At 54.9% G+C, this 21719-nt stretch carries 20 protein-coding genes and 1 other RNA gene; 15 read left to right on the top strand and 6 right to left on the bottom strand.

What is annotated here, in order from left to right:
- Positions 1–71 precede the first annotated feature (71 nt).
- Positions 72–251: non-coding RNA, 6S RNA (gene ssrS / locus ABA45_RS18745), on the top strand.
- A 4-nt stretch (positions 252–255) separates the two neighbouring features.
- Complete coding sequence (locus ABA45_RS16350) at positions 256–897, top strand: 5-formyltetrahydrofolate cyclo-ligase (protein ID WP_048387920.1); 642 nt, start codon at positions 256–258, stop codon at positions 895–897.
- On the opposite strand, the gene ABA45_RS19130 is transcribed toward ABA45_RS16350, so the two are convergent.
- Both ABA45_RS19130 and ilvA read right to left on the bottom strand, forming a co-directional pair.
- Entirely contained in the window at positions 879–1019 is a 141-nt protein-coding gene (locus tag ABA45_RS19130) for a hypothetical protein (protein WP_198147003.1), read from the bottom strand. The two genes, ABA45_RS16350 and ABA45_RS19130, sit on opposite strands and share 19 nt — an antisense overlap.
- A gap of 167 nt (positions 1020–1186) precedes the next feature.
- Positions 1187–2728, bottom strand: a complete 1542-nt coding sequence (gene ilvA, locus ABA45_RS16355; protein ID WP_048387922.1) for a threonine ammonia-lyase, biosynthetic — start codon at positions 2726–2728, stop codon at positions 1187–1189.
- Positions 2729–2924: 196 nt separating this feature from the next.
- Between ilvA and rpiA the strand changes: the two genes are divergently transcribed.
- Both rpiA and ppa read left to right on the top strand, forming a co-directional pair.
- Positions 2925–3599, top strand: coding sequence for a ribose-5-phosphate isomerase RpiA (gene rpiA / locus ABA45_RS16360; protein WP_048387924.1), 675 nt, complete (start codon positions 2925–2927; stop codon positions 3597–3599).
- A gap of 123 nt (positions 3600–3722) precedes the next feature.
- Positions 3723–4250 carry an inorganic diphosphatase gene (ppa, locus tag ABA45_RS16365; protein ID WP_048387927.1) on the top strand — a complete coding sequence of 176 codons (528 nt, stop codon included), beginning with the start codon at positions 3723–3725 and terminating at the stop codon, positions 4248–4250.
- An 82-nt stretch (positions 4251–4332) separates the two neighbouring features.
- Here ppa and ABA45_RS16370 read toward each other — a convergent pair whose 3' ends face one another.
- Both ABA45_RS16370 and ABA45_RS16375 read right to left on the bottom strand, forming a co-directional pair.
- On the bottom strand, positions 4333–5382 hold the full coding sequence (locus ABA45_RS16370) for a DUF2333 family protein (RefSeq protein WP_048387929.1): 1050 nt from the start codon (positions 5380–5382) through the stop codon (positions 4333–4335).
- Positions 5383–5389: 7 nt separating this feature from the next.
- A complete protein-coding gene (locus ABA45_RS16375; protein WP_227506067.1) occupies positions 5390–7420 on the bottom strand; it encodes a bifunctional diguanylate cyclase/phosphodiesterase in 2031 nt (676 codons plus the stop codon).
- A 338-nt stretch (positions 7421–7758) separates the two neighbouring features.
- Between ABA45_RS16375 and aroQ the strand changes: the two genes are divergently transcribed.
- From aroQ to ABA45_RS16430, 11 genes are all read left to right on the top strand, one after another.
- The gene (aroQ, locus tag ABA45_RS16380; protein ID WP_048387931.1) at positions 7759–8196 is read left to right on the top strand and encodes a type II 3-dehydroquinate dehydratase; all 438 of its coding nucleotides are present in this window, start codon (positions 7759–7761) and stop codon (positions 8194–8196) included.
- A gap of 30 nt (positions 8197–8226) precedes the next feature.
- The gene (accB, locus tag ABA45_RS16385; RefSeq protein WP_048387933.1) at positions 8227–8691 is read left to right on the top strand and encodes an acetyl-CoA carboxylase biotin carboxyl carrier protein; all 465 of its coding nucleotides are present in this window, start codon (positions 8227–8229) and stop codon (positions 8689–8691) included.
- Between the two features lie 18 nt (positions 8692–8709).
- Positions 8710–10056 (top strand): acetyl-CoA carboxylase biotin carboxylase subunit, encoded by a 1347-nt coding sequence (gene accC / locus ABA45_RS16390; RefSeq protein WP_048387935.1) that lies wholly within the window; start codon positions 8710–8712, stop codon positions 10054–10056.
- Positions 10057–10084: 28 nt separating this feature from the next.
- Positions 10085–10978 (top strand): 50S ribosomal protein L11 methyltransferase, encoded by an 894-nt coding sequence (prmA, locus tag ABA45_RS16395; RefSeq protein WP_048387937.1) that lies wholly within the window; start codon positions 10085–10087, stop codon positions 10976–10978.
- 80 nt (positions 10979–11058) lie between these two features.
- Positions 11059–12198, top strand: a complete 1140-nt coding sequence (locus ABA45_RS16400; protein ID WP_048387939.1) for a DUF3426 domain-containing protein — start codon at positions 11059–11061, stop codon at positions 12196–12198.
- Positions 12199–12422: 224 nt separating this feature from the next.
- Positions 12423–13421, top strand: a complete 999-nt coding sequence (gene dusB / locus ABA45_RS16405; protein WP_048387942.1) for a tRNA dihydrouridine synthase DusB — start codon at positions 12423–12425, stop codon at positions 13419–13421.
- Positions 13418–13735: a DNA-binding transcriptional regulator Fis gene (fis, locus tag ABA45_RS16410; RefSeq protein ID WP_014872769.1), complete on the top strand. Its 318-nt coding sequence runs from the start codon at positions 13418–13420 to the stop codon at positions 13733–13735. The genes dusB and fis overlap by 4 nt, the downstream gene beginning before the upstream one ends.
- A 31-nt stretch (positions 13736–13766) precedes the next feature.
- Positions 13767–15347 (top strand): bifunctional phosphoribosylaminoimidazolecarboxamide formyltransferase/IMP cyclohydrolase, encoded by a 1581-nt coding sequence (gene purH, locus ABA45_RS16415; protein ID WP_048387944.1) that lies wholly within the window; start codon positions 13767–13769, stop codon positions 15345–15347.
- Between the two features lie 17 nt (positions 15348–15364).
- On the top strand, positions 15365–16651 hold the full coding sequence (gene purD, locus ABA45_RS16420; RefSeq protein ID WP_048387946.1) for a phosphoribosylamine--glycine ligase: 1287 nt from the start codon (positions 15365–15367) through the stop codon (positions 16649–16651).
- 103 nt (positions 16652–16754) lie between these two features.
- Entirely contained in the window at positions 16755–17702 is a 948-nt protein-coding gene (locus tag ABA45_RS16425) for an alpha/beta fold hydrolase (protein WP_048387949.1), read from the top strand.
- A gap of 101 nt (positions 17703–17803) precedes the next feature.
- A complete protein-coding gene (locus ABA45_RS16430) occupies positions 17804–19390 on the top strand; it encodes a cation:proton antiporter family protein (protein WP_048387951.1) in 1587 nt (528 codons plus the stop codon).
- A gap of 67 nt (positions 19391–19457) precedes the next feature.
- Here ABA45_RS16430 and ABA45_RS16435 read toward each other — a convergent pair whose 3' ends face one another.
- Together ABA45_RS16435 and ABA45_RS16440 are read right to left on the bottom strand one after the other, a co-directional pair.
- Entirely contained in the window at positions 19458–19766 is a 309-nt protein-coding gene (locus ABA45_RS16435) for an anion permease (RefSeq protein ID WP_406564667.1), read from the bottom strand.
- Between the two features lie 182 nt (positions 19767–19948).
- Positions 19949–21541 (bottom strand): isocitrate lyase, encoded by a 1593-nt coding sequence (locus ABA45_RS16440; RefSeq protein WP_048387955.1) that lies wholly within the window; start codon positions 21539–21541, stop codon positions 19949–19951.
- Positions 21542–21719: the final 178 nt, after the last annotated feature.

Consider the following 21719-nt stretch of genomic DNA (forward strand, 5'->3'; position numbering starts at 1 on the left):
AAACGACGATTTTTAACGGAATGACCAAGAGCACTTGCAATAGGCACCCAACTTGACCTTATAATGGAATCACCTTCCTGGGCTGTGCGCTCGTCGGGTACGTCCTCGAGCCGATGCGCTTTACCCAGGTGGCCACTTTAGGGCATTGTGAGCATGTCCCCTGCGGGGGAAAGCCTAATATGTCACAGCGGTCACCGACCTTGAACTTGGGTTCAAGGACCTACATCCGATAACGGCAGCCCGGGAAGCTTTATTTTGAGCGACAGCATCGCCCACCCTTCTTTTTTACCGTCTTCTGCACACCAGAACACTTCACGCAATCAGTTACGAAGACAATTGCGCCAGCAACGCAACGCGTTGTCTTCCTTGCAACAAAGACACGCATCGCAGCAACTGGCCAAGCGCCTGTTAGCCAACCCCGATCTTTATCGCGCCCGCCACCTTGCCATTTATTGTCCAAACGATGGTGAAATTAGTCCCCTGCCCTATATGCGGGCTGCGCGTCGTCGCGGAATACGTGTTTACTTACCGGTATTGCATCCACTTATACCCGGAAAATTGGTTTTCAGCCCTTACACGTCGCACACCCGCCTGCGGCCAAATCGTTTTGGCATTGCGGAGCCTGCGTTTAGCGCCGGCCTGAAACGGCCAGCCTGGGCAATGGACGCAATATTGTTTCCGCTGGTAGGGTTTGACGAGCGAGGAGGAAGACTGGGCATGGGCGGGGGGTTTTACGACCGGACATTTGCCTTTAGTCGCACTCGGCCAAGACTCGCACCCAAGCTAATTGGCCTGGCTCATGATTTTCAGAGGGTGGAAAGCTTACCGATTGAGCCTTGGGATGTGCCTTTGCACTCGGTGGTTACCGAGCGTGGCTGTTATCGGGTAATGGTCTGATACCAAGGCTCTGCCGCTCGGGGGCTCTGTTCAGACGCTTGCAGCGAGGTGAATCCGGTAATAATAAGGCCAGCAGCGAATATCAGTGCGATGGTGCGGATCATATCTGGCTTGCGGCCCATTTCTTAACTCCGGAACTGCTGTGGTAACCCATACAGGAAACGAAGGACCGATGCGGTCGTTCATAGAATGACGGAAGACTATCACTCCCCCGCCATTTTACAATTTTTGACAGATTAATTTTCAGTAAGCTAGAGATCCGGGCAGGCACTTAGCACGTGCAACGCAATCAGTTCGAGTAGCTGTTGCCGTTTCCTGCCCCGAGAAAAAGTTGGTAGGCTTCGTTATCGGTCATGTTTTCATAGCGGAAACCGACCTTCTCAAGCATTTTTTCAAAATCCTTCACTTCGTCATCGTCCACTTCAGCGCCCAACAGCACTCGGCTATACGCCGCACCATGATTGCGGTAATGAAACATCGAAATATTCCAACGCGTGCCCAGCGACATCAAAAATTTCAACAAAGCCCCCGGACGCTCAGGGAACTCGAACTGGAACACTTTTTCATTGCTGATACCCGGAGCGTGCCCCCCCACCATGTGGCGAATGTGCTGCTTGGCCAAGTCGCTGTCTGTTAGGTCCAGCACCAAATAGCCGGTCTCGCGCAATTCTCTCACCAGTTCGTCTCGGCCCAGGCCACCGGCCTGAATCTGAATGCCAACAAATATCGTGGCTTGTTTGCTGTCCGCGTAACGATAATTAAACTCGGTGATGTTGCGCTTGTGCAGAGCGTTGATAAAGGTTTTGAAGGCGCCTGGTTTTTCAGGAATGGTCACCGCCAGGATGGCTTCGCGCTTCTCACCGATTTCGGTGCGCTCCGAAATATAACGCAGACGGTCAAAGTTCATATTGGCGCCGCTGAGCGTCGCAATCAGGTTTTCATTCTCGATTTTTTCCCGTTCTATATATTTTTTAATACCGGCCACACCAAGCGCCCCAGCGGGCTCGGCAATGGAGCGGGTGTCTTCAAAAATGTCTTTAATCGCGGCACAGATTTCATCGGTGGATACGGTGATCACTTCGTCTACGTGATCTTTGCAGATTTCCCAAGGGTAGGCACCAACCTGTTTGACCGCCACGCCGTCGGCAAATATCCCAACTTCGTCCAGTATTACCCGCTTGCCGGCTTTCAACGCTGCCTGCAAACAGTTTGAGTCTTCCGGCTCTACACCTATCACTTTTATCTCTGGGCGCAGATATTTTATGTAGGCCGCCATACCGGCAATCAGCCCGCCACCGCCCACACAGATAAACACCGCGTGGATGGGTTTGCTAAATTGCCACAACAACTCCATGGCGACCGTGCCCTGGCCGGCGATAACGTCTGGGTCATCATAAGGCGGAATGTAGGTGTAACCGTGCTTTTCAATCAGTTCGTGGGCGTGGGCCGCGGCTTCGTCAAAAGCGTCACCTCGGAGCACCACCTTGCCACCGTGCTCACGCACAGACCTCACTTTGATCTCTGGCGTGGTCTGGGGCATTACGATGACGGCCTTGATGCCCAGTTTTTTTGCCGACAACGCCACGCCTTGGGCGTGATTACCGGCAGACGCACAGATTACCCCCTTGGCCTTCTGCTCCTCCGACAACTGCACCATCTTGTTATAAGCCCCGCGAATTTTAAACGAGAATACTGGCTGCAAATCTTCACGCTTCAAAAAAATGTTGTTGCCGAAGCGCCGCGACAGGCTAACGGCCTCGGTCAGCGGCGTTTTATTGGCAACATCGTAAACGCGGGCATTCAGTATTTTCTTGATATAGCGTTGGGGCATGTCGATTCCGCAATGTAATTTAGGAATGAATTAGGCGTGATTCGAAAGAAATTTCCAGTAATTCGGAAAAATTGGCGTGAGGCATCACTGGAAGACGCCATAGTGTAGGAAGTTTTACCCGCAACCGTCTATAAGCAGCCCGACCAGACGCTGTATACTGCAAGCATCCCACTCATTTTACGCAACAGGCTCAACCATGAACCAGGACGAACTGAAGCAAGCGGTCGCCAAATCCGCTATTGACTACATCAGCCCCCGCCTGAACACCAGCAGCGTAATTGGTGTGGGCACTGGCAGCACTGCCAACTGCTTCATTGATTTTCTGGCGGCCATTCGCAACGATTTTGACGGCGCCGTGGCCAGCTCCGAAGCCACCGCTGAACGCTTGAAAAGCCACGGTATTCCCGTTTATGAACTGAACAGCACCGCCGACCTGGAGTTTTATGTAGACGGTGCCGATGAAGTCAACGAACAGCTGGAACTGATCAAAGGCGGCGGCGGCGCGCTAACGCGAGAAAAGATTGTGGCTGAAGTGGCGCAGACGTTTATCTGCATTGCCGACGAGTCCAAAAAAGTGGACATTCTGGGTGACTTCCCACTGCCTCTGGAAGTGTTACCGATGGCCCGCAGCCACGTTGGCCGGGAAATCGTGAAACTTGGCGGCGATCCGGTGTACCGCGATGCTTTTACCACCGACAATGGCAACATCATTATTGACGTCTATAACTTGGACCTGTCGCGCCCAATTCAGGTGGAAGAACGCCTGAACCAGATTGTAGGTGTGGTCACCAACGGCCTGTTTGCCCGCCGCCCCGCCGATCTACTGCTGCTGGGTACAAAAACCGGCGTACGGACCCTCAAGCGCGGCTGACCCACTCGACCGGCATGGCAGCCAGGGCCGGCTGCCATGCCAGACCAACGTTTAGTTTCGCAAAGCGACGCAGTTTCGTACAATAGCGCTCACTTTTTCACCCTACCCAGGAAGGACCACCCGATGCAATTCGACAACATCCCTGCCGGCAAAAATACACCCGAAGATATTTATGTAGCCATTGAAATCCCGGCCAACAGCTCACCGGTGAAGTACGAACTGGACAAAGACATGGGCGCGTTGCTGGTAGACCGTTTTATGGCCACGCCCATGTTCTATCCGGCCAACTACGGTTTTATTCCCCACACTCTGGCCGACGACGGTGATGCCCTGGACGTACTGGTCATTACCCCCTACCCGATTCAGGCTGGCTGTGTGATTCGCTGTCGCCCGGTAGGCGTACTGAACATGGAAGACGAAGCCGGCGGCGACGCCAAGCTGGTCGCAGTGCCACACGACAAGCTGACCACGGCCTACGCCCATGTTCAAGACGTGACTGACTTGCCAGAGCTACTGCGCAACCAGATTCATCACTTCTTTGAAAACTACAAGGCGCTGGAAGCCGGAAAATGGGTGAAAATCCAAGGCTGGGACAACGCAGCGGCTGCGAAAAAAGCCATTGTTGACGCCATCAAAGCTTACGGCGGCTAACAGCGGATTGCTTTATGCGATCCACAAAAAACCGGGCATTCAGCCCGGTTTTTTGTTGCCTGCAAATCCACGGAAGCCATTGCTAGCCCCGCGACAGTAACTCCCGCATGTCACTGATCGCCGCGTTGGCCCGCGACAAATAGGCCGCCATGGTCAGCGAATGGTTGGCCATTATGCCAAAGCCACTGCCGTTGAGAATCACCGGGCTCCACATGTCGCCCTGCGCGCCCTCAAGCTCAATGATGATTTGCTTAACGCTGGCGGTAGCGTTCTTGTCCTGCAATACCTTGCGAAAATCCACTTCAATCGCACGGAATATATGCAGTAATGCCCAAGAACTGCCGCGGGCCTCGTAAAACACATCGTCTATCTTGGTCCAATCGGTTTTTACATTAATGCCTTCGGCTCGCTCATCCAGCGGATCCTGGCCGTCAAAATCCGCTACTGTGTCGGAAATAGAGGCTTTACCCACACTCTCACCCAGGGTGCGGGACAAGCTGCCCAAACGAGTTTCCAGATCTGCCAGCCAGTTGTTCAAGCTATCAGCGCGGGCAAAGAACTGGGCATCGCTCTGCTCCGGGTTTGACAGCCGATCCAAATACCGCTTCAAGGCGGTGATCCCGCGGCGATATTCGGATTCGGTCGAGGGAATCGCCCAGCTATCACTATCAAAGTGCAACTGGGGCTCGGCAATGATCAGGTCCGCGTCTTCCGAGGACTGGCTCTGGGCGCGACTGATGTCTTGTCGCATGGCTCGGGCCAGATCACGCACTTGCACCAGCACACCGAATTCCCAGTTGGGCACATTGTCTAGCCAAAGGCCCGGAGGGAAAATGTCGTTGGTAATGTAACCGCCGGGCTTGTCCAGCAGAGTTTCCGCGATTCGGATCATGGTGGCAGTGGTGGCAAAGCCAGTCACCGGTTCACGCTGCATGGCATTGGCAGTAGCACGGGTGTGTTCACGCACAGAGAAACTGGCGGGCTCACTGCTCCAGTACATACCCATGACCATGGCAATCAGCAGGTAGAGCACCACAACGATAAGCAGTAACTTGCCCACCATTCCACCACCGGAGGAATCTCGGGCATCACCTCTTTTGTCCCTGAAATACTGCCTGATTTTGCCTGGCATAAGCGTATTATTCCCCTGTCAATTGGTGGTTGTCTGCGGTAAACGGACGCCCCAGATGGTAGCCCATTGCGCCATCAATGCCCAAATTACACAGTACCTTGAATTCCTCGACGGTTTCCACGCCACTGGCAAACACTTTCACACCGCGACTGTGGGCAATATCAACAACCGACTTCAAAAAGAAGCGGTTATCACCATGTTCGTCAATGCCATGGGTGAAGCTGTTGTCAATTCGCAGAGCTTCGAGTCGCAGATTTTTCAAATAGCTAAACGGCACTCCGCCTACGCCAAAACGATCAACCACCACCGACACCTGCAAGTCGTTCAGCGACTGCACGAGCCGGGTAGCTGCCTCGCGGTGGCGGTGAATGGCCAACTCCGAAATGCCCACCCACAGGTTGCGGGCCACCGCTCCTGCTGCTTTTAATTCCGCCAGCAGGTCCTGCTGAAACTTTGGGTCTTTGACTGAGGCGTTGCCCAACGAAATAGCCAGCGGCATCTGCGGACGCAGGCGCAGGTGTGCCAGAACGCGGCGTATCAATTGGCGATCAATAGCCGCAATCAGCCCGAGGTGCTCCGCCATAGGCACAAACAGCGCGGCCTTTAGTGCGCCATCGGCCGTATTAATGCGCGAAAATACCTGATGGTAAAGCGGCTTACCATGAACCAGCCCTGCACAACTCATCACCGGCTGAAGCCACAGTGCAAAACGCTTCAGCGCCAGCGCTTCCTGCAACGTTACGCGCCAGGCCTCGGCGCCCAACTGTGCACCGCTACCGGGCATCAGCAAGCGGCAGCCAGACTCGCTCTGCGACTGGGCTTGGCGCAGAGCACTCTCAGCGGCGATCAGCAACTCCGGCACGCCGGCGCCGTCAACGGTTGGCGCCAGCCCCCCGTGTACTGCAACCGCTAAGGGGTTGGCAACGGCACTGTAGGCGTCATCAATATCCGCCAGCAGTGACTGACACCAAGGCAAGGCATCGTCAGAGCTGACACCGGGCAAATACAGCACGAACGAAGCGCCCATGCGCCGGCCTGCAAAGGCATCGGCGTGCTGACTGGTAAAATGTTCGATGATTTTGGCCAGACGCGCCAAAAGCCGATCACCCTCCTGGCGCCCCCGCGACATATTAAACTTCGCAAACTGCGACAACTGAAAAATCAGCAGCACACCCGGCGCCGCTCGCTCTTCAGACTGCACCTCTACTTTTAGGCGCTGGTCAAAAGCAGTGAGGCTGGCAAGACCGGTCACCGGATCTTCATTGTTGAACTTGCGCAGCTTCTGAATCAGCCGTGCCTGCCCATAAAACAGCTTTTCCAGCTGATCCGCCATGGTATTCATGGCCACGGTGACCTGGCGCAATTCACGGGTGCCTGCCACCCGAATGCGTTGGCGGAATTCACGCCGGCCAATCGCTTCAGCCTGTCGTTCCAGTGCATTTAAAGGCTGCAGAGTCTGCCGCAGTAAAAACCACAGACATAGCAGACCGATACCGCTGATAACGGCGGCACTCAAAACCAGCGCCACTGCGATGCGCCAAAGGTCCCGATACGCCCGTCCGGGATGACTGACCACATTGACCAAACCTAGGCGCTGCCAGCCCCGCACCACTTGGGCCGTGGCAACCGGTGTCGGCAAATCTGCGAAGTGAATAAACCAGGCGGGTGCATCAGCTTTACGGAGGCCAGTACGGCGCCCAGCCACCACAACGCCCGAATGATCAAGATACTCCACAGATAAATAACGTCCGCTGTCGAATACCGCATCAATCAAAGAGCTCGATGCAACGGGGTCGCGACCATCAATGGCGTTTGACAGAGACAGGCCAACGGCGGTCGCGCCATCCTGAGCGTGGCCAGCCAGTTGGCTACTGACATACTGACGAAAATAGCCGTAGCTAGCACTCATACTTGCCAACAGCACCGCTACCAGCAACACCCCGGTGAACAGCAGCAGCAAAGCTCGCAACGAAAAACTCCCTCGCTGATAATTCAGGCAGACTAAAGGCCTACTCATCCGGGCGTGTGCCTTGGTCATAAATGAACTGCTCCGGGAATTTGGTGTTGCGTGCGACGTTCACAAAAGTCGAGCCGTTCCTATAATAGTCGCAATAACGCCGATTATTGTAGTAAGCGTACGCCAAATCCGCCAATGAGTTGCTCTATATGGAACCAACGTCTTATGGACGCTGTTGCAGCACTGTTTGACAATGATCGGCAGGATCAGAACGGCTGGGCCTGCATTAGGTCACATGAAGGCTCCTGATAACCGTCCAAACTTATCAAAAAGTATTGATATGAGCAGCATAAGTGCGCACCATGGGCACATTGTGTCGCTAACTTTGGCAATTCTGTAAAATAAAGGTATTGGTTTTTATGGCAAGTATTCTCGTGCTTCACGGGCCAAATCTTAATATGCTGGGCGCCCGCGAACCTGAGGTCTATGGCTACGAAACCCTCGCAGAGATTAATCAGCGCCTTCAGAACAGCGCTGCAGCTGCGGGCCACCATCTGCTCCACCTGCAATCAAACGCCGAACACGAATTAATTGAACGCATTCACGCCGCCAAAGCGGAAGGCGTAGACTACATTCTGTTTAATCCAGCCGCGTTTACCCACACCAGTGTCGCATTACGTGACGCACTGTTGGCGGTGTCCATACCGTTCATTGAGGTGCATCTGTCCAATGTGCACCAGCGAGAAGCCTTTCGGCACCACTCCTATTTCTCGGATATCGCCAAAGGCGTTATCTGCGGCCTCGGCAGCCAAGGCTATGACCTGGCGCTTCAGGCTGCACTCAAACAAACGCATTAACTAGACCTTACAAAAGAGGCTGAAGAAATCATGGATATTCGCAAAATCAAGAAATTGATCGAACTGCTTGACGAATCCGACGTCGAAGAACTGGAAATTCACGAGGGCGATGATTCCGTGCGGATCTCGCGCCGCCGTGAGCAGCCAGCCGGCACGCATTACGTCAGCCACATGGCACCGCAGCATGCCGCTCCTATGTACGCGCCAGCACCGGAAACCCCGGGTCCGGTTGACTATGAAGCCAAACCTGCAGCGCCCAAGGGCCATACCATTAATTCACCTATGGTGGGCACCTACTACAGTTCGCCATCACCTACCGCGCCAGAATTCATCGCCGTGGGCCAATCGATCAAAGCCGGTGACGTTATCTGTATCGTGGAAGCGATGAAGATGATGAACCAGATTGAAGCTGACAAAAGTGGCACCATCGTCGAAGTGCTGGTCGAAAACGGCCAGCCGGTGGAGTTTGACCAGCCTCTGGTCGTCATTTCCTGAACCCGGTGATTGTGAGCCATGGCCATGTTAGAAAAAGTATTGATCGCAAACCGCGGTGAAATTGCCCTGCGAATTTTGCGCGCTTGTAAAGAATTAGGTATCAAAACCGTAGCCGTGCACTCTCAAGTCGACCGCGACTTGATGCACGTACGCTTAGCCGATGAAACCGTCTGTATCGGCCCCAACAGTCCGACTGACAGCTACCTGAATATCCCGGCTATTATCAGCGCAGCGGAAGTAACTGACTCGGTAGGCATCCACCCCGGTTACGGCTTTTTGGCGGAAAACGCCGACTTTGCCGAGCAGGTCGAAAAAAGCGGGTTCCGCTTTATCGGCCCCAGAGCCGAGACCATTCGGCTGATGGGCAACAAAGTGTCGGCCATCAACGCCATGATCAGTGCCGGCGTACCCACCGTTCCGGGTTCTAACGGCGCGCTGACCGAAGACGACGATCTGACGCTCAAAGTCGCTAAAGAAATTGGCTACCCGGTGATTATTAAAGCCGCATCGGGCGGCGGCGGTCGCGGTATGCAGGTGGTGCATTCAGAAGCCGCATTGCTCAGGGCCGTACAGATTACCCAGACCGAAGCGCGCAACGCGTTTGGCGACCCGACCGTGTATCTTGAAAAATTCCTTGAGCGCCCGCGCCACGTGGAAGTTCAGGTACTGGCAGATATGCACGGCAACTGCATTCACTTGGGCGACCGCGACTGCTCATTCCAGCGCCGTCACCAGAAAGTGCTGGAAGAAGCGCCAGCGCCGGGTATTGACCCCGAAGCTCGGAAAAAAACACTGAAAGCGTGTGTTGATGCCTGTAAGGAAATTGGCTATGTGGGTGCCGGCACCTTCGAATTCCTGTATCAAGACGGTGGCTTCTATTTCATCGAAATGAACACCCGCGTGCAGGTTGAGCACCCGGTATCAGAAATGGTGAGCGGCGTAGATATCGTTCGCGAACAACTGCGTATCGCCAGCGGTCTGCCGTTGCAGTACACACAGGACGACATCAAGATTACCGGGCATGCCATCGAGTGCCGAATCAACGCAGAAGATCCACAAACCTTTGTGCCCAGCCCTGGTAAAGTGAAGCACTTTCACGCTCCCGGCGGTAACGGTGTGCGGGTAGATTCGCACCTCTACAATGGTTACACCGTACCACCCTATTACGATTCCCTGATCGCCAAACTGATCACCTGGGGTGACGACCGCGAAATGGCGCGTCGGCGCATGAAAAACGCCCTTGACGAGATGGTGGTTGAAGGCATTAAAACCAATCAGCCGCTGCACCGCAGATTGGTGCGCGATAGCGGCTTTAAACAGGTAGACTTCACCATTCATTACCTTGAAAAGCTGATTCGGGACTGAGTCCTGCGTCGACAATGCGGAAAGCAATATGCCCTGGATACAACTAAAGATTCCGGCTGACCCAGACAACGCCGATCTACTTGAAGACGTGTTGATGGAAATGGGTGCCGATGCGGTGTCGATGGAAGACGCCGCTGACCAGCCTTTGTATGAGCCGGACCTTGGCACCACACCTTTGTGGAGCCAAACCACCGTAACCGGACTGTTTCAGTCCAGTTACGATATTAACGAGTTGTGTTCCAACATCCGCGACGCCTGGCACCAGCAAACCCAGCAGAGTCTGGCGGACATAGACGTAACGTTGGTTGAAGATAAAGACTGGGCACGGGTCTGGATGGACGACTTCCACCCGCTGCGCTTTGGCGAACGTTTGTGGATAGTACCCAGCTGGCACGACGCGCCTGATCCAGACGCAGCCAATTTGTTGCTCGACCCGGGCCTGGCGTTTGGTACCGGCACTCACGACACGACGGCCCTGTGCCTGCAGTGGCTAGACGGCGCTGATGTACAGGGCAAACAGGTGATCGATTATGGCTGTGGCTCCGGCATTTTAGGCCTGGCCGCATTGTTGCTGGGTGCAGACCATGTAATGGGAGTCGACACCGACCCTCAGGCGCTGGAAGCCAGCCGTGAAAACGCCCGCCGCAACGACGTGGACGAAAGCAGACTGTCTTTATATCTGCCAAAAGACGAACCCGACGCCTTGGCCGACATTACACTCGCCAATATTCTGGCTCAACCACTGATCGGACTGGCGCCACACCTGGCAGCGAAAACCCGCCCAGGCGGCGACATTGTGCTGTCTGGCATCCTCAACCATCAGGCCCGCGATGTGATGGTGGCTTATGAGCCCTGGTTTATTATGGATGAACCAGAACAGCAGGGTGAATGGATACGGCTCACAGGGCGACGACACCGTTGATAGCGCCACAATTGCTTAAGCAGTAAGGCCAAAGATCTAGACGATCGTGCATTCAGTTTCTTTGTATTCAAGGATTTAGAATGGCTTCCAGCAACCTTCAAACTCAGTGTCCCCACTGCCAGACGCGTTTCCGGGTAACCGAGGAGCAACTGGAGGTTGCCAAGGGGCGAGTGCGCTGCGGCAGCTGCATGAAGATTTTTAATGCCTTTGAAAATCGCATCAAAGAGCCGAAGCCTGTTATTACAGCACCCCCGGAGCCAGCTATCAATCCGGATCCGGACGACGATCTGGTGTTTGCGGACAACCCGGAAGAAGATGCAGCCCACGGTGCTTACATTAAATCCGACATGACGTTTTCCGAAGACGAACTCAGCGACAGTTTTCGCTCCATGGATCGGAGTGTTTACAGCGATGACCGCGACAGCAGCAGCGACATAAACGTGAATTCGGACGAAAGCTGGGCCCAAGCCATTTTGAATGAAGCCAGCCGTCCCGACAGCCCAAGACGCCCCGCCCCGCTGGGTAAAGCAGCCCATCCCGTCGAAGCAGCGCCGACCAAGAATCAACCACCCGCTGAAGATTCGGATATTGAAACGCAAGGCCTGGCGCAACCCAGCAACGGCTGGCCGTTGCCGTCCGAACATCAGATTTACGCCGAGAGTGGCGCCCGACCGCAGCACACGCTTTACAGCAATCTTCGCCAAGAACCCATTCCAGTTCAGCGCAATCACGGCGGAAAAATCCGGGCGCTGGCCTGGTCACTGATTGTTTTGGCCATTCTGGGGGTGATCGCCTCACAGTTGGTTTGGGTTCAGTTTGACAAATTCTCCAAAATTCCCCAGCTACGCCCTTTTTACGATAAGGGCTGCGAACTCGCCGGTTGCACGTTGCCACCGCTGATAGACATGAGTGCTATAGACAGCCGCAAACTGGTGGTAAAAACCAACCCTGCTAACCGCAGCGAACTGGTAGTAGACGCTGTAATTATCAACCGTGCCGCCTTCGCACAGCCATTTCCAGCCATTGTTTTGACCTTCGCAGATTTGAACGGGCAAGAAGTTACACAACGTGTATTCAGCCCTGCAGATTACCTGGCAGATCAGGGCGGACAGTTGCGGGAAATGCCGCCGCAGACTCCGGTACGTATAGCCATCGCTATTCAGGACCCGGGACAAACGGCGGTCAGCTACAACATCGACTTCCGCTCACAGGCCGAGTAGTCCAGCGCGAGCCCGCTGAACTATCTCAATTTGTAATCTTTCGCCAAGCTCACAAAAGTCAACCAAAAAGCACGAAAAATAATCAGATTTTTCACGACTTTGCCTCTTCAATCGTGGCCGCACCAGCGGTATCATTAGCGCCCTCCGGAATGCGGCCGTTCAATTATTGAACAGTTCACCGATATTCAGGCCTTGCGTTAACTTCCGTAACACGGATTCAGATCATGCTGCCAACGGCAAAAATCGGGCCGTATACCTTGCCCAATCCGCTGATTGTTGCGCCCATGGCCGGTGTAACAGACCGGCCTTTTCGGTTGCTGTGTCGGCGTATGGGCGCAGGACTAGCCGTTTCGGAAATGGTGATTGCTGATAGCAAAATGTGGCACACCCGGAAATCTCGCAGCCGTCTGAATCATCAAGGTGAGCCCGAGCCCCGCTCGGTGCAGATTGCCGGCGGAGATCCGCAGATGCTAGCGCAAGCGGCTCGTATGAACGCTGCGTCTGGGGCCCAGATCATCGACATCAATATGGGTTGTCCGGCCAAAAAAGTGTGCAATAAGGCGGCCGGCTCTGCACTGATGAAAGACGAAGCTCTGGTGCTGCAGATTCTGAAGGCGGTGGTAGCCGCTGTAGACATACCGGTGACCCTAAAAATGCGAACCGGTTGGGATGAAGGCCACCGCAACGCGCCGATTATTGCACGCATGGCGGAAGAAGCCGGTATTCAGGCGCTGGCCATTCATGGCCGCACCCGCACCGACAAATACACGGGCAATGCCGAGTACGACACCATTGCCCGAGTTAAGTCCGACGTTGGCATTCCGGTATTCGCCAACGGCGACATCACCAGCCCGGAAAAAGCGCGCGACGTGCTCCAATACACCGGAGCCGATGGCCTGCTGATTGGCCGTGCGGCTCAGGGCCAGCCTTGGATTTTTCGGGAAATCCTGCATTTTCTGGAAACAGGCGAACACATGAAGCCGCCACCGCTGAATGAAGTGGAAACGATACTGAGCGAGCACCTGCTGGCACTGCACGATTTTTATGGAGAAACCATGGGTGTACGCATTGCTCGCAAACATGTGGGCTGGTATTTGCAAAGCCACGACCAAGACAAACGCTTCCGGCAAAGCTTTAACGCCATAGACAACGCGTTGGAGCAGCACGACAGCATTCAACAGTATTTCGCAAGCTTACGAAATGAAGAGGTATTCGCAGCATGAAAGCTGAAACTTTGGCAAACGACACCCTAAACGCATCCGCCAATGATGACATTCACCAGCTGCAAACGGCTGGCACCAGCGGTAACTCAGTCACTCTGCGTGACAGCGTGGAAATTGCACTGACCAACTACTTTACCCAGCTTGATGGCGCTCCGGTAACCGAGGTTTATCAATTGGTGCTGTCAGAAGTAGAAGCTCCACTGCTAGAACAGGTGATGAAGTACACCCGCAACAACCAGACCAAAGCGTCCACCATGCTAGGCCTGAACCGCGGCACCCTGCGCAAGAAGCTTAAGCAATACGATCTGCTTTAAACCCGACATCCGATCCGGAAGAAAGTGACCCATGGCAAATCAGGCAAATACTCCCGTTCGTCGTGCGCTGATCAGTGTCAGTGACAAAACCGGCATTGTTGAATTTGGTCGCGCGCTCAGCGAGCTTGGCATAGAACTGCTGTCCACCGGCGGCACCTTTCGTGTGCTCAAGGACAACAACGTCGCCGTTACCGAGGTGTCTGACTACACCGGTTTCCCGGAGATGATGGATGGCCGGGTGAAAACCCTGCACCCGAAAATTCACGGTGGCGTTTTGGGCCGCCGTGGCACCGACGACGCCGTCATGGCCGAACACGGCATAGACCCCATCGACATGGTGGTGGTGAATCTCTATCCGTTTGAAGACACCATCGCCAATCCGGATTGCGACTTGGCGACAGCCATTGAAAACATCGACATTGGCGGCCCCACCATGGTTCGCGCGGCAGCCAAGAACCACAAAGATGTGGCGATAGTGGTGAATACCCGCGATTACAGCCGGGTATTGAAAGAACTGGAAAGTAACGATGGCGAACTAACCTTTGCTACGCGTTTTGACCTGGCCGTAAAAGCATTTGAGCACACCGCCGGCTACGACGGTGCTATCGCTAACTATTTGGGTGGGCGCACCGCCGATAACGACAATGCCGAATTCCCGCGCACCTTCAACGCCCAGTTTGTGAAAGTGCAGGACATGCGCTACGGCGAAAACCCGCACCAGCGCGCCGCATTCTACGCCGAGCGCAATCCGAAAGAAGCCTGTGTGGCGACCGCTACCCAGCTCCAGGGTAAAGCGTTGTCGTACAACAACGTGGCCGACACCGACGCCGCGCTTGAGTGTGTAAAACCCTTCGCCGACCCGGCTTGCGTGATCGTCAAACACGCCAATCCCTGTGGTGTAGCCATTGGCGCCGACATTCTGCAAGCTTACGAGCTGGCCTATGCAACGGATCCCACCTCGGCGTTTGGCGGCATCATAGCCTTCAACCGCGAGCTGGACGCAGCGACCGCCAAGGCCATTATTGATCGCCAGTTTGTGGAAGTGATCATCGCTCCCAGTATCAGCGCCGAAGCAGTAGAACTGATAGCCGCCAAGAAAAACCTGCGTTTGCTGGCCTGCGGCGAATTTGACGGTGAGCGCGCCCCGGCATTGGATTACAAGCGCGTGACCGGTGGCTTACTGGTGCAAGAACGTGACCTGGGCATGGTTGCCATGCGTGATGTGAAAGTGGTCACCCAACGCCAGCCCAGCGAGGAAGAACTGAACGATTTACTGTTTGCCTGGGAAGTGGCCAAATACGTCAAATCCAACGCCATTGTGTACGCGAGAGCAGGCCGCACCATTGGCGTGGGCGCAGGCCAGATGAGCCGCGTGTACAGCGCCAGGATTGCCGGTATCAAAGCCGCCGATGAAGGCTTGGAAGTAAAAGGCTCGGTCATGTCGTCTGACGCCTTCTTCCCGTTCCGCGACGGTATTGATGCCGCCGCCGCTGCCGGTATTACCGCGGTGATCCAACCCGGTGGTTCCATGCGTGATCAGGAAGTGATCGACGCCGCCAACGAGCACGGCATTGCTATGGTGTTCACTGGCATGCGCCATTTCCGCCATTAACCCGCAGAGACCGCATCATGAATATTCTGATTATTGGCAATGGCGGGCGCGAACACGCCCTGGCGTGGAAAGCCGCGCAGTCGGAACTGGCCGATACCGTGTTCGTAGCGCCCGGTAACGCCGGCACCGCCATCGAAGCCGGTGTCGAAAACGTCGCCATCGATGTGATGGATTTGAACGGCTTGGCTGATTTCGCTGCCCGCAATAACGTTGGCCTGACCATCGTGGGGCCCGAGGCACCACTGGTTGCCGGTGTTGTAGACTTGTTTGAAGAGCGTGGCCTGAGAGTGTTTGGCCCCAGCGCCGGCGCTGCACAGCTAGAAGGCTCAAAAGCCTTTACCAAAGACTTTCTGGCGCGCCAGAAAATCCCTACCGGTTCCTACGGCAACTTTACCGACGTTGATGAAGCATTGGCCTACGTGCGCCAGCAAGGTGCGCCTATTGTGGTCAAAGCTGACGGCCTGGCTGCGGGTAAAGGCGTGATTGTGGCCATGACTCTGGCCGAAGCGGAAGACGCCGTCCGCGATATGCTGGCGGGCAACGCGTTTGGCGACGCTGGCAGTCGCGTGGTTGTTGAAGAATTTCTGGACGGCGAAGAGGCCAGCTTCATCGTTATGGTCGACGGCGACAACGTGCTGGCCATGGCTACCTCGCAAGACCATAAGCGCGTGGGCGATGGCGACACCGGTCCCAACACCGGTGGCATGGGTGCTTATTCCCCTGCCCCGGTGGTGACCCCCAACGTGCACCAACGCATTATGGATGAGGTGATCTACCCAACCGTGCGCGGCATGAAAGCCGAGGGCCACCCCTACAAAGGTTTCCTTTATGCCGGCCTGATGATCGATTCTGCCGGTGCTCCCAAAGTGATCGAATTCAACTGCCGCTTTGGCGATCCGGAAACTCAGCCCATCATGCTGCGCATGCAGTCTGATTTGGTGGCTCTGTGTCAGGCCGCGATTGACGGCAAACTTGACCAGTGCAGCTCTGATTGGGACCCCCGGGCCGCCGTGGGTGTTGTTCTGGCGGCAGGGGGTTATCCCGGCAGCTACAGCAAAGGCGATGCTATCTCTGGCCTGTCGGAAACCGAAACCGAGGGCGAAAAAGCGTTCCACGCCGGCACAAAACTGGATGGCAACCGGGTGGTCACCAGCGGTGGCCGGGTGCTCTGCGCAACCGCACTGGGCAATACCGTGACCGAAGCCCAACAACGGGCTTACAAGCTGGCCAGACAAATACGCTGGAACGGTGCATTTTACCGCAAAGACATTGCGTATCGGGCCATAGCCCGCGAGCAGGCGTAGTGCGATATCCTAAGCAAAAGCCCGGTCGTTGACCGGGCTTTTTTATGGGGTAACATAAATTCACTTGCCTGCCCCATCACACAAACAGCCTGGAACTGCTCAAATGCTGCAAAAGTCACCCTGTACCGTCTTTTTCTTGCTCTTATCCATTGTGCTTTTAAGCGCATGCTCCCGCCAGGACATATACCAAAAGGCTATCGGCTTCGAGCGTTCCGCCGCCGGACTTGAGGCCGCCAGCATCACCTTGGGCGAACTGGACATTGCGTACCTGCGAAACGCAGACATGAACAGCGGTGATACCATCGTGATGGTTCATGGTTTCGGTGCCAACAAAGATAACTGGACCCGCATGGCCCGGGAGCTCACCGATAAATTCAACGTTTATGCCATAGACCTTCCGGGCCACGGCGAAAGCAGCAAGCCGCTGGATCTCGGTTATCGGCTGGACCAGCAAGTGGCTCATCTTGCCCGTATTCTTCAGGCTCTGGACATTGCCGAGATGCACATGATGGGCAACTCCATGGGCGGCGCCATTACGGCTTTGTATGCTGCCGCTTATCCGGAACAGATCAAAACCGCCGTACTGTTCGACCCGGCTGGTATTCTTGAGTACGAGAGCGAGCTGTTTGATTTAGTCGTCGCTGGTGACAATCCGCTTATCCCCTCAAAACCCGGCGATTTCGAGCGCCTGATGGATTTCGCGCTTGAGAAAAAGCCATTTATTCCCTGGCCCGTTCTTGGGGTTATGGAAGACCAGGCTCTTGCCAATCAGACCGTAAATAAAGTGATTTTTGCCGCCATCCGGGACGCTGGATTCGAGACAGATTTCCGCAGTATCGTCAGCCGCATCAAAGCCCCGGTGCTGGTCGTCTGGGGCAAGGAAGACCGTGTGATTAACTACCGTAACGGCGAAGTCTTTGTGGACATCATTCCGGGTGCACGACTGGAGGTATTAGACGGGGTTGGTCACGTGCCCATGATTGAAGCACCGGAGGAGTCAGCTCGTCTGTTCCTGGAGTTTGCCAAATCACATGCTCCAAAAGCCGGGTAACACCAACAGCCACGGGGCTCTGTTGTTATCGGCTTCAACGACCGGGAGAAACAAGGTAGCCTTATAGTGATAATAATCCGTTTTCCCTGAAAGAACCTCTCATGCCTGAAGCTGTATGGATTTCCTTTGCATTTTGTCTTGGCCTGCTGGTCAAGGTGGTTCATTTACCACCCCTGGTGGGTTATCTGGCGGCCGGTTTCACACTCAGCGCACTAACGGCGTTCCCGGGTTCCAATATCTCTGCCGAGCCCACCGAAGTATTAGGCCACATTGCCCACCTGGGCGTGTTACTGATGCTGTTTACGGTGGGCTTGAAGTTGAAATTCAAGACCATCATCAGCCCCGAGGTTATTGGCGGTAGCCTGCTGCACTTTGGCATAACCTGCTTTGTGTTCACTCCCGGGTTGTATCTAATTTTGGATATTACCTGGTACGTTGCCTTCATGCTGGCGGCGGCACTGTCGTTTTCATCCACTATTCTGGTCGCTAAAGTGCTGGATAGTAAGCGCGAGTTACGCGCATTCCATGGCCGCGTAGCCATCGGTATTCTGGTTATGCAAGACCTGATCGCACTGGTCGTAATGAGCCTGGCTGCGGGGAAAACGCCGTCGGAATGGGCCTTGATTGTGTTCGGCCTGCCGCTATTGCGACCATTGCTGTTCCGCCTGTTGGATGCCAGCGGCCACGATGAACTACTGGTGCTGTTGGGCATGCTTTTAGCACTGGTATTGGGCGGCTTGGGCTTTGAAGCCTTGGGCCTGAGCTCCGAGCTTGGTGCCTTGCTGTTTGGTGCGGTGCTGGCCAATCACCCACGCAGTCAGGAGCTGGCCAAATCTCTGTGGAGTGTGAAAGAAATATTCCTGGTTGGGTTTTTCCTGCAAATCGGCATTGGCGGGCTGCCAGACGCCCATTCACTAATGTTTGCATTGGCTGCCAGCCTGATTCTACCGTTGAAAGGAATACTGTTTTTCTTCCTCATGATTCTGTTCCGCCTGCGTGCGCGCAGCAGTTTTCTAACGTCGTTGGCGCTGACCAACTACAGCGAATTCGGCCTGATTGTGGCCAGCATTGCGCTGCCCCAATGGATGGTGCCGTTGGCCATCAGCGTGGCGCTGTCGTTTGTCATTTCAGCGCCCCTGAATCGCATCGCTCACAGCCTTTACGAGCGCTTTGCCAGCCGCCTGGAATGCTACGAAACCAATAACCATCACCCAGACGAACAACCCTTGGCGCTGTCTGACGCCAAGGTTCTCATCCTGGGTATGGGGCGCACCGGTACCGCCGCTTACGACTGGCTGATCGAAACCGAACCGACCCTGGTCGGGCTGGATTCTGACCCCAACAAAATCACCCAACACGGCGTGGCCGGGCGCAATGTGGTGTTTGCCGACGCTGAAGACACCACCTTCTGGAGCAATCTGCATATGCCCCAGGTGCATTCAGTAATTCTCGCCATGGCCGACATTGAAGGCAAACTGATTGCCGCCCGCATGCTGCGGCGCATGGGTTTCACCGGCTACATTGTGGCCCACACCATGTTCCAGGACGAAGCTCACCAAATACGTGAAGCCGGCGCCGACGACGCCTACCTGACCATGAGCGAAACCGGTGTAGCCCTGGCAAGCCACATCATAGAGCGGGAAGCCTCGGAGCCAGATATTGCTCTGAAACCGTTAGGCCGCGGATAAGCCAGCGACGAGTGCGGAGCTGACCCTGGCTGCCCATTTAAGCTCTACTGTAGCCTGATAAAAGCAGTCACGCCCACACCCACATGATCATCGGCACCGCTACCACCGTCACTATGATCGATAACGGCAAACCCAGGCGCCAGTAGTCACCAAACTGATAGCCGCCGGGCTCCATCACCAGTGCGTTAGACCGGTGGCCAATGGGTGTCATGAAGGCGGATGAGGCCCCCATGGCTACCGCCATCAACACCGCGTCGGTAGGCACGTTTAGCGATGTTGCCAGGCTCAAAGCGACCGGCGCCAGCATCGACACCACATCAAACCGCAGTCGATTCCAGATAAACAGCGCCAGCGTAATGCCCAATACCGTAAACACAATGCCTTGATCCAGATTCAATCGCCCTGCTCCTGCCTGAACACGCTGTTTCTATTAGCATAGAACAAGACCTCAACCTTGATCCGGCGCCACAAAAAAACCCGCACCTGGCGAACCAGTGTGCGGGTTTTTAAATCCCGGAAAAGGGAGTTGCGGCGTCCGTGCCGCGTCAGATCAGCCTGTTAACCAAACTGATTCATGGTGTTGTCTTTACCACCGGCTTTCAACGCGGCGTCGCCAGCGAAAAATTCTTTGTGGTCGTCACCAATGTTAGAGCCGGCCATGTCCTGGTGCTTAACAGTGGCGATACCCTGGCGGATTTCCTTGCGCTGAACACCGGCCACATAGGCCAGCATGCCTTCGGCACCGAAGTAACCTTTGGCCAGATTGTCGGTAGACAGGGCTGCCGTGTGATAAGTCGGCAGCGTGATCAGGTGGTGAAATACACCGGCTTCGCGAGCGGCATCGCGCTGGAAGTCAGCCGTCCACTGATCGGCCAGCTTGCCCAAGTCGGTGCTGTCGTATTCTTCGCTCATCAGCGCAGCACGCTCGTAGCCCGATACGTCTTTGCCTTCTTCTTTCCAGGAATCGAACACCTGCTGGCGGAAACTCAGGGTCCAGTTGAACGACGGGCTGTTGTTGTAAACCAGCTTGGCGTTAGGAACCACTTCCTTGATGCGGTTAACCATCGCTGCGATCTGGCCAACGTGAGGCTTCTCGGTTTCGATCCACAGCATGTCAGCGCCGTTCTGCAGGCTGGTGATGCAATCCAGAATAACCCGGTCTTCGCCACTACCTGCCTTGAACTGGAACAAACCAGACGCCAGGCGCTTGGGCTTGACTAGCTGACCGTTTTGCTTGATCACCACGTCGCCGTTATTAATGTCTTCGGCTTTGGCAATCACCTCACCGTCGATAAAGCTGTTGTACTGGTCGCCCAGGTCACCCGGCTCTTCAGTAACAGCAATCTTCTGAGTCAGGCCAGCGCCCAAAGAGTCAGTACGCGCAACAATCACGCCGTCATCCACACCCAGTTCCAGGAAGGCCAAACGCACAGCGTTTATCTTGGCCAGGAAGTCAGCGTGGGGAACGGTTACTTTGCCATCTTGGTGGCCGCACTGCTTCTCGTCCGATACCTGGTTTTCGATCTGGATACAGCAGGCACCGGCTTCAATCATCTGCCTGGCCAGCAGGTAAGTAGCTTCGGCGTTACCAAAACCGGCATCGATGTCGGCAATAATCGGCACAATGTGAGTCTGGTGGTTATCAATCTGGCTTATCAACTGCTCAGCCTTGGCGTCGTCGCCGGCGTTCTGAGCTTCTTCTAAATCGCGGAACAGATGGTTCAGCTCCCAGGAATCAGCTTGGCGCAGAAAGGTGTACAACTCGCCAATCAGGCTGGATACGGCGGTTTTCTCGTGCATAGACTGGTCTGGCAGCGGGCCGAACTCTGAACGCAGGGCGGCAACCATCCAACCGGACAGGTACAAGTAACGGCGTGAGGTATCGCCGAAGTGCTTCTTGATGGAAATCATCTTCTGCTGGCCGATAAAACCGTGCCAGCAACCCAAAGACTGGGTGTATTGAGAGGTATCGTTATCGTAGTTCGCCATGTCTTCGCGCATAATCTTGGCGGTGTACTTGGCGATATCCAGACCGGTCTGAAATTTGTTCTGGGCGCGCATACGGGCCGCGTGCTCAGGCTTGATGGCGTTCCAGGTAGGATTCTGTTTCAACAGAGTGGTAAGGGCATCAACGTCTTTTGAGTAGGGCATGGTTCATTCCTTTGTACGTCAGTTTTTTCAAGGGCGTCGAATTTAAATCCAATTCTTCCCGGACATTGGCGACTACTTTAATGCCTCTCACCGCATAACTGAAATTTATATAATCTATATTCAGCATTTTTTTTGTGAATGGTTTGGCAGCATCAAAACCGGATGTCAACCGTTTACA

The sequence above is a fragment of the Marinobacter psychrophilus genome, assembly GCF_001043175.1.
Lineage (GTDB): Bacteria > Pseudomonadota > Gammaproteobacteria > Pseudomonadales > Oleiphilaceae > Marinobacter > Marinobacter psychrophilus.

What these genes read in the sequence shown, in the direction of transcription:
- ABA45_RS16425 (WP_048387949.1), top strand. Translation starts at nt 16,755, where the DNA reads ATGCTGCAAAAGTCACCCTGTACCGTCTTTTTCTTGCTCTTATCCATT.
- accB (WP_048387933.1), top strand. Translation starts at nt 8,227, where the DNA reads ATGGATATTCGCAAAATCAAGAAATTGATCGAACTGCTTGACGAATCC.
- ABA45_RS16370 (WP_048387929.1), bottom strand. Translation starts at nt 5,382, where the DNA reads ATGCCAGGCAAAATCAGGCAGTATTTCAGGGACAAAAGAGGTGATGCC.
- purD (WP_048387946.1), top strand. Translation starts at nt 15,365, where the DNA reads ATGAATATTCTGATTATTGGCAATGGCGGGCGCGAACACGCCCTGGCG.
- rpiA (WP_048387924.1), top strand. Translation starts at nt 2,925, where the DNA reads ATGAACCAGGACGAACTGAAGCAAGCGGTCGCCAAATCCGCTATTGAC.
- ABA45_RS16400 (WP_048387939.1), top strand. Translation starts at nt 11,059, where the DNA reads ATGGCTTCCAGCAACCTTCAAACTCAGTGTCCCCACTGCCAGACGCGT.
- ABA45_RS16440 (WP_048387955.1), bottom strand. Translation starts at nt 21,541, where the DNA reads ATGCCCTACTCAAAAGACGTTGATGCCCTTACCACTCTGTTGAAACAG.
- prmA (WP_048387937.1), top strand. Translation starts at nt 10,085, where the DNA reads ATGCCCTGGATACAACTAAAGATTCCGGCTGACCCAGACAACGCCGAT.
- accC (WP_048387935.1), top strand. Translation starts at nt 8,710, where the DNA reads ATGGCCATGTTAGAAAAAGTATTGATCGCAAACCGCGGTGAAATTGCC.
- ppa (WP_048387927.1), top strand. Translation starts at nt 3,723, where the DNA reads ATGCAATTCGACAACATCCCTGCCGGCAAAAATACACCCGAAGATATT.
- dusB (WP_048387942.1), top strand. Translation starts at nt 12,423, where the DNA reads ATGCTGCCAACGGCAAAAATCGGGCCGTATACCTTGCCCAATCCGCTG.
- ilvA (WP_048387922.1), bottom strand. Translation starts at nt 2,728, where the DNA reads ATGCCCCAACGCTATATCAAGAAAATACTGAATGCCCGCGTTTACGAT.
- purH (WP_048387944.1), top strand. Translation starts at nt 13,767, where the DNA reads ATGGCAAATCAGGCAAATACTCCCGTTCGTCGTGCGCTGATCAGTGTC.
- fis (WP_014872769.1), top strand. Translation starts at nt 13,418, where the DNA reads ATGAAAGCTGAAACTTTGGCAAACGACACCCTAAACGCATCCGCCAAT.
- ABA45_RS16375 (WP_227506067.1), bottom strand. Translation starts at nt 7,420, where the DNA reads ATGACCAAGGCACACGCCCGGATGAGTAGGCCTTTAGTCTGCCTGAAT.
- aroQ (WP_048387931.1), top strand. Translation starts at nt 7,759, where the DNA reads ATGGCAAGTATTCTCGTGCTTCACGGGCCAAATCTTAATATGCTGGGC.
- ABA45_RS19130 (WP_198147003.1), bottom strand. Translation starts at nt 1,019, where the DNA reads ATGGGCCGCAAGCCAGATATGATCCGCACCATCGCACTGATATTCGCT.
- ABA45_RS16430 (WP_048387951.1), top strand. Translation starts at nt 17,804, where the DNA reads ATGCCTGAAGCTGTATGGATTTCCTTTGCATTTTGTCTTGGCCTGCTG.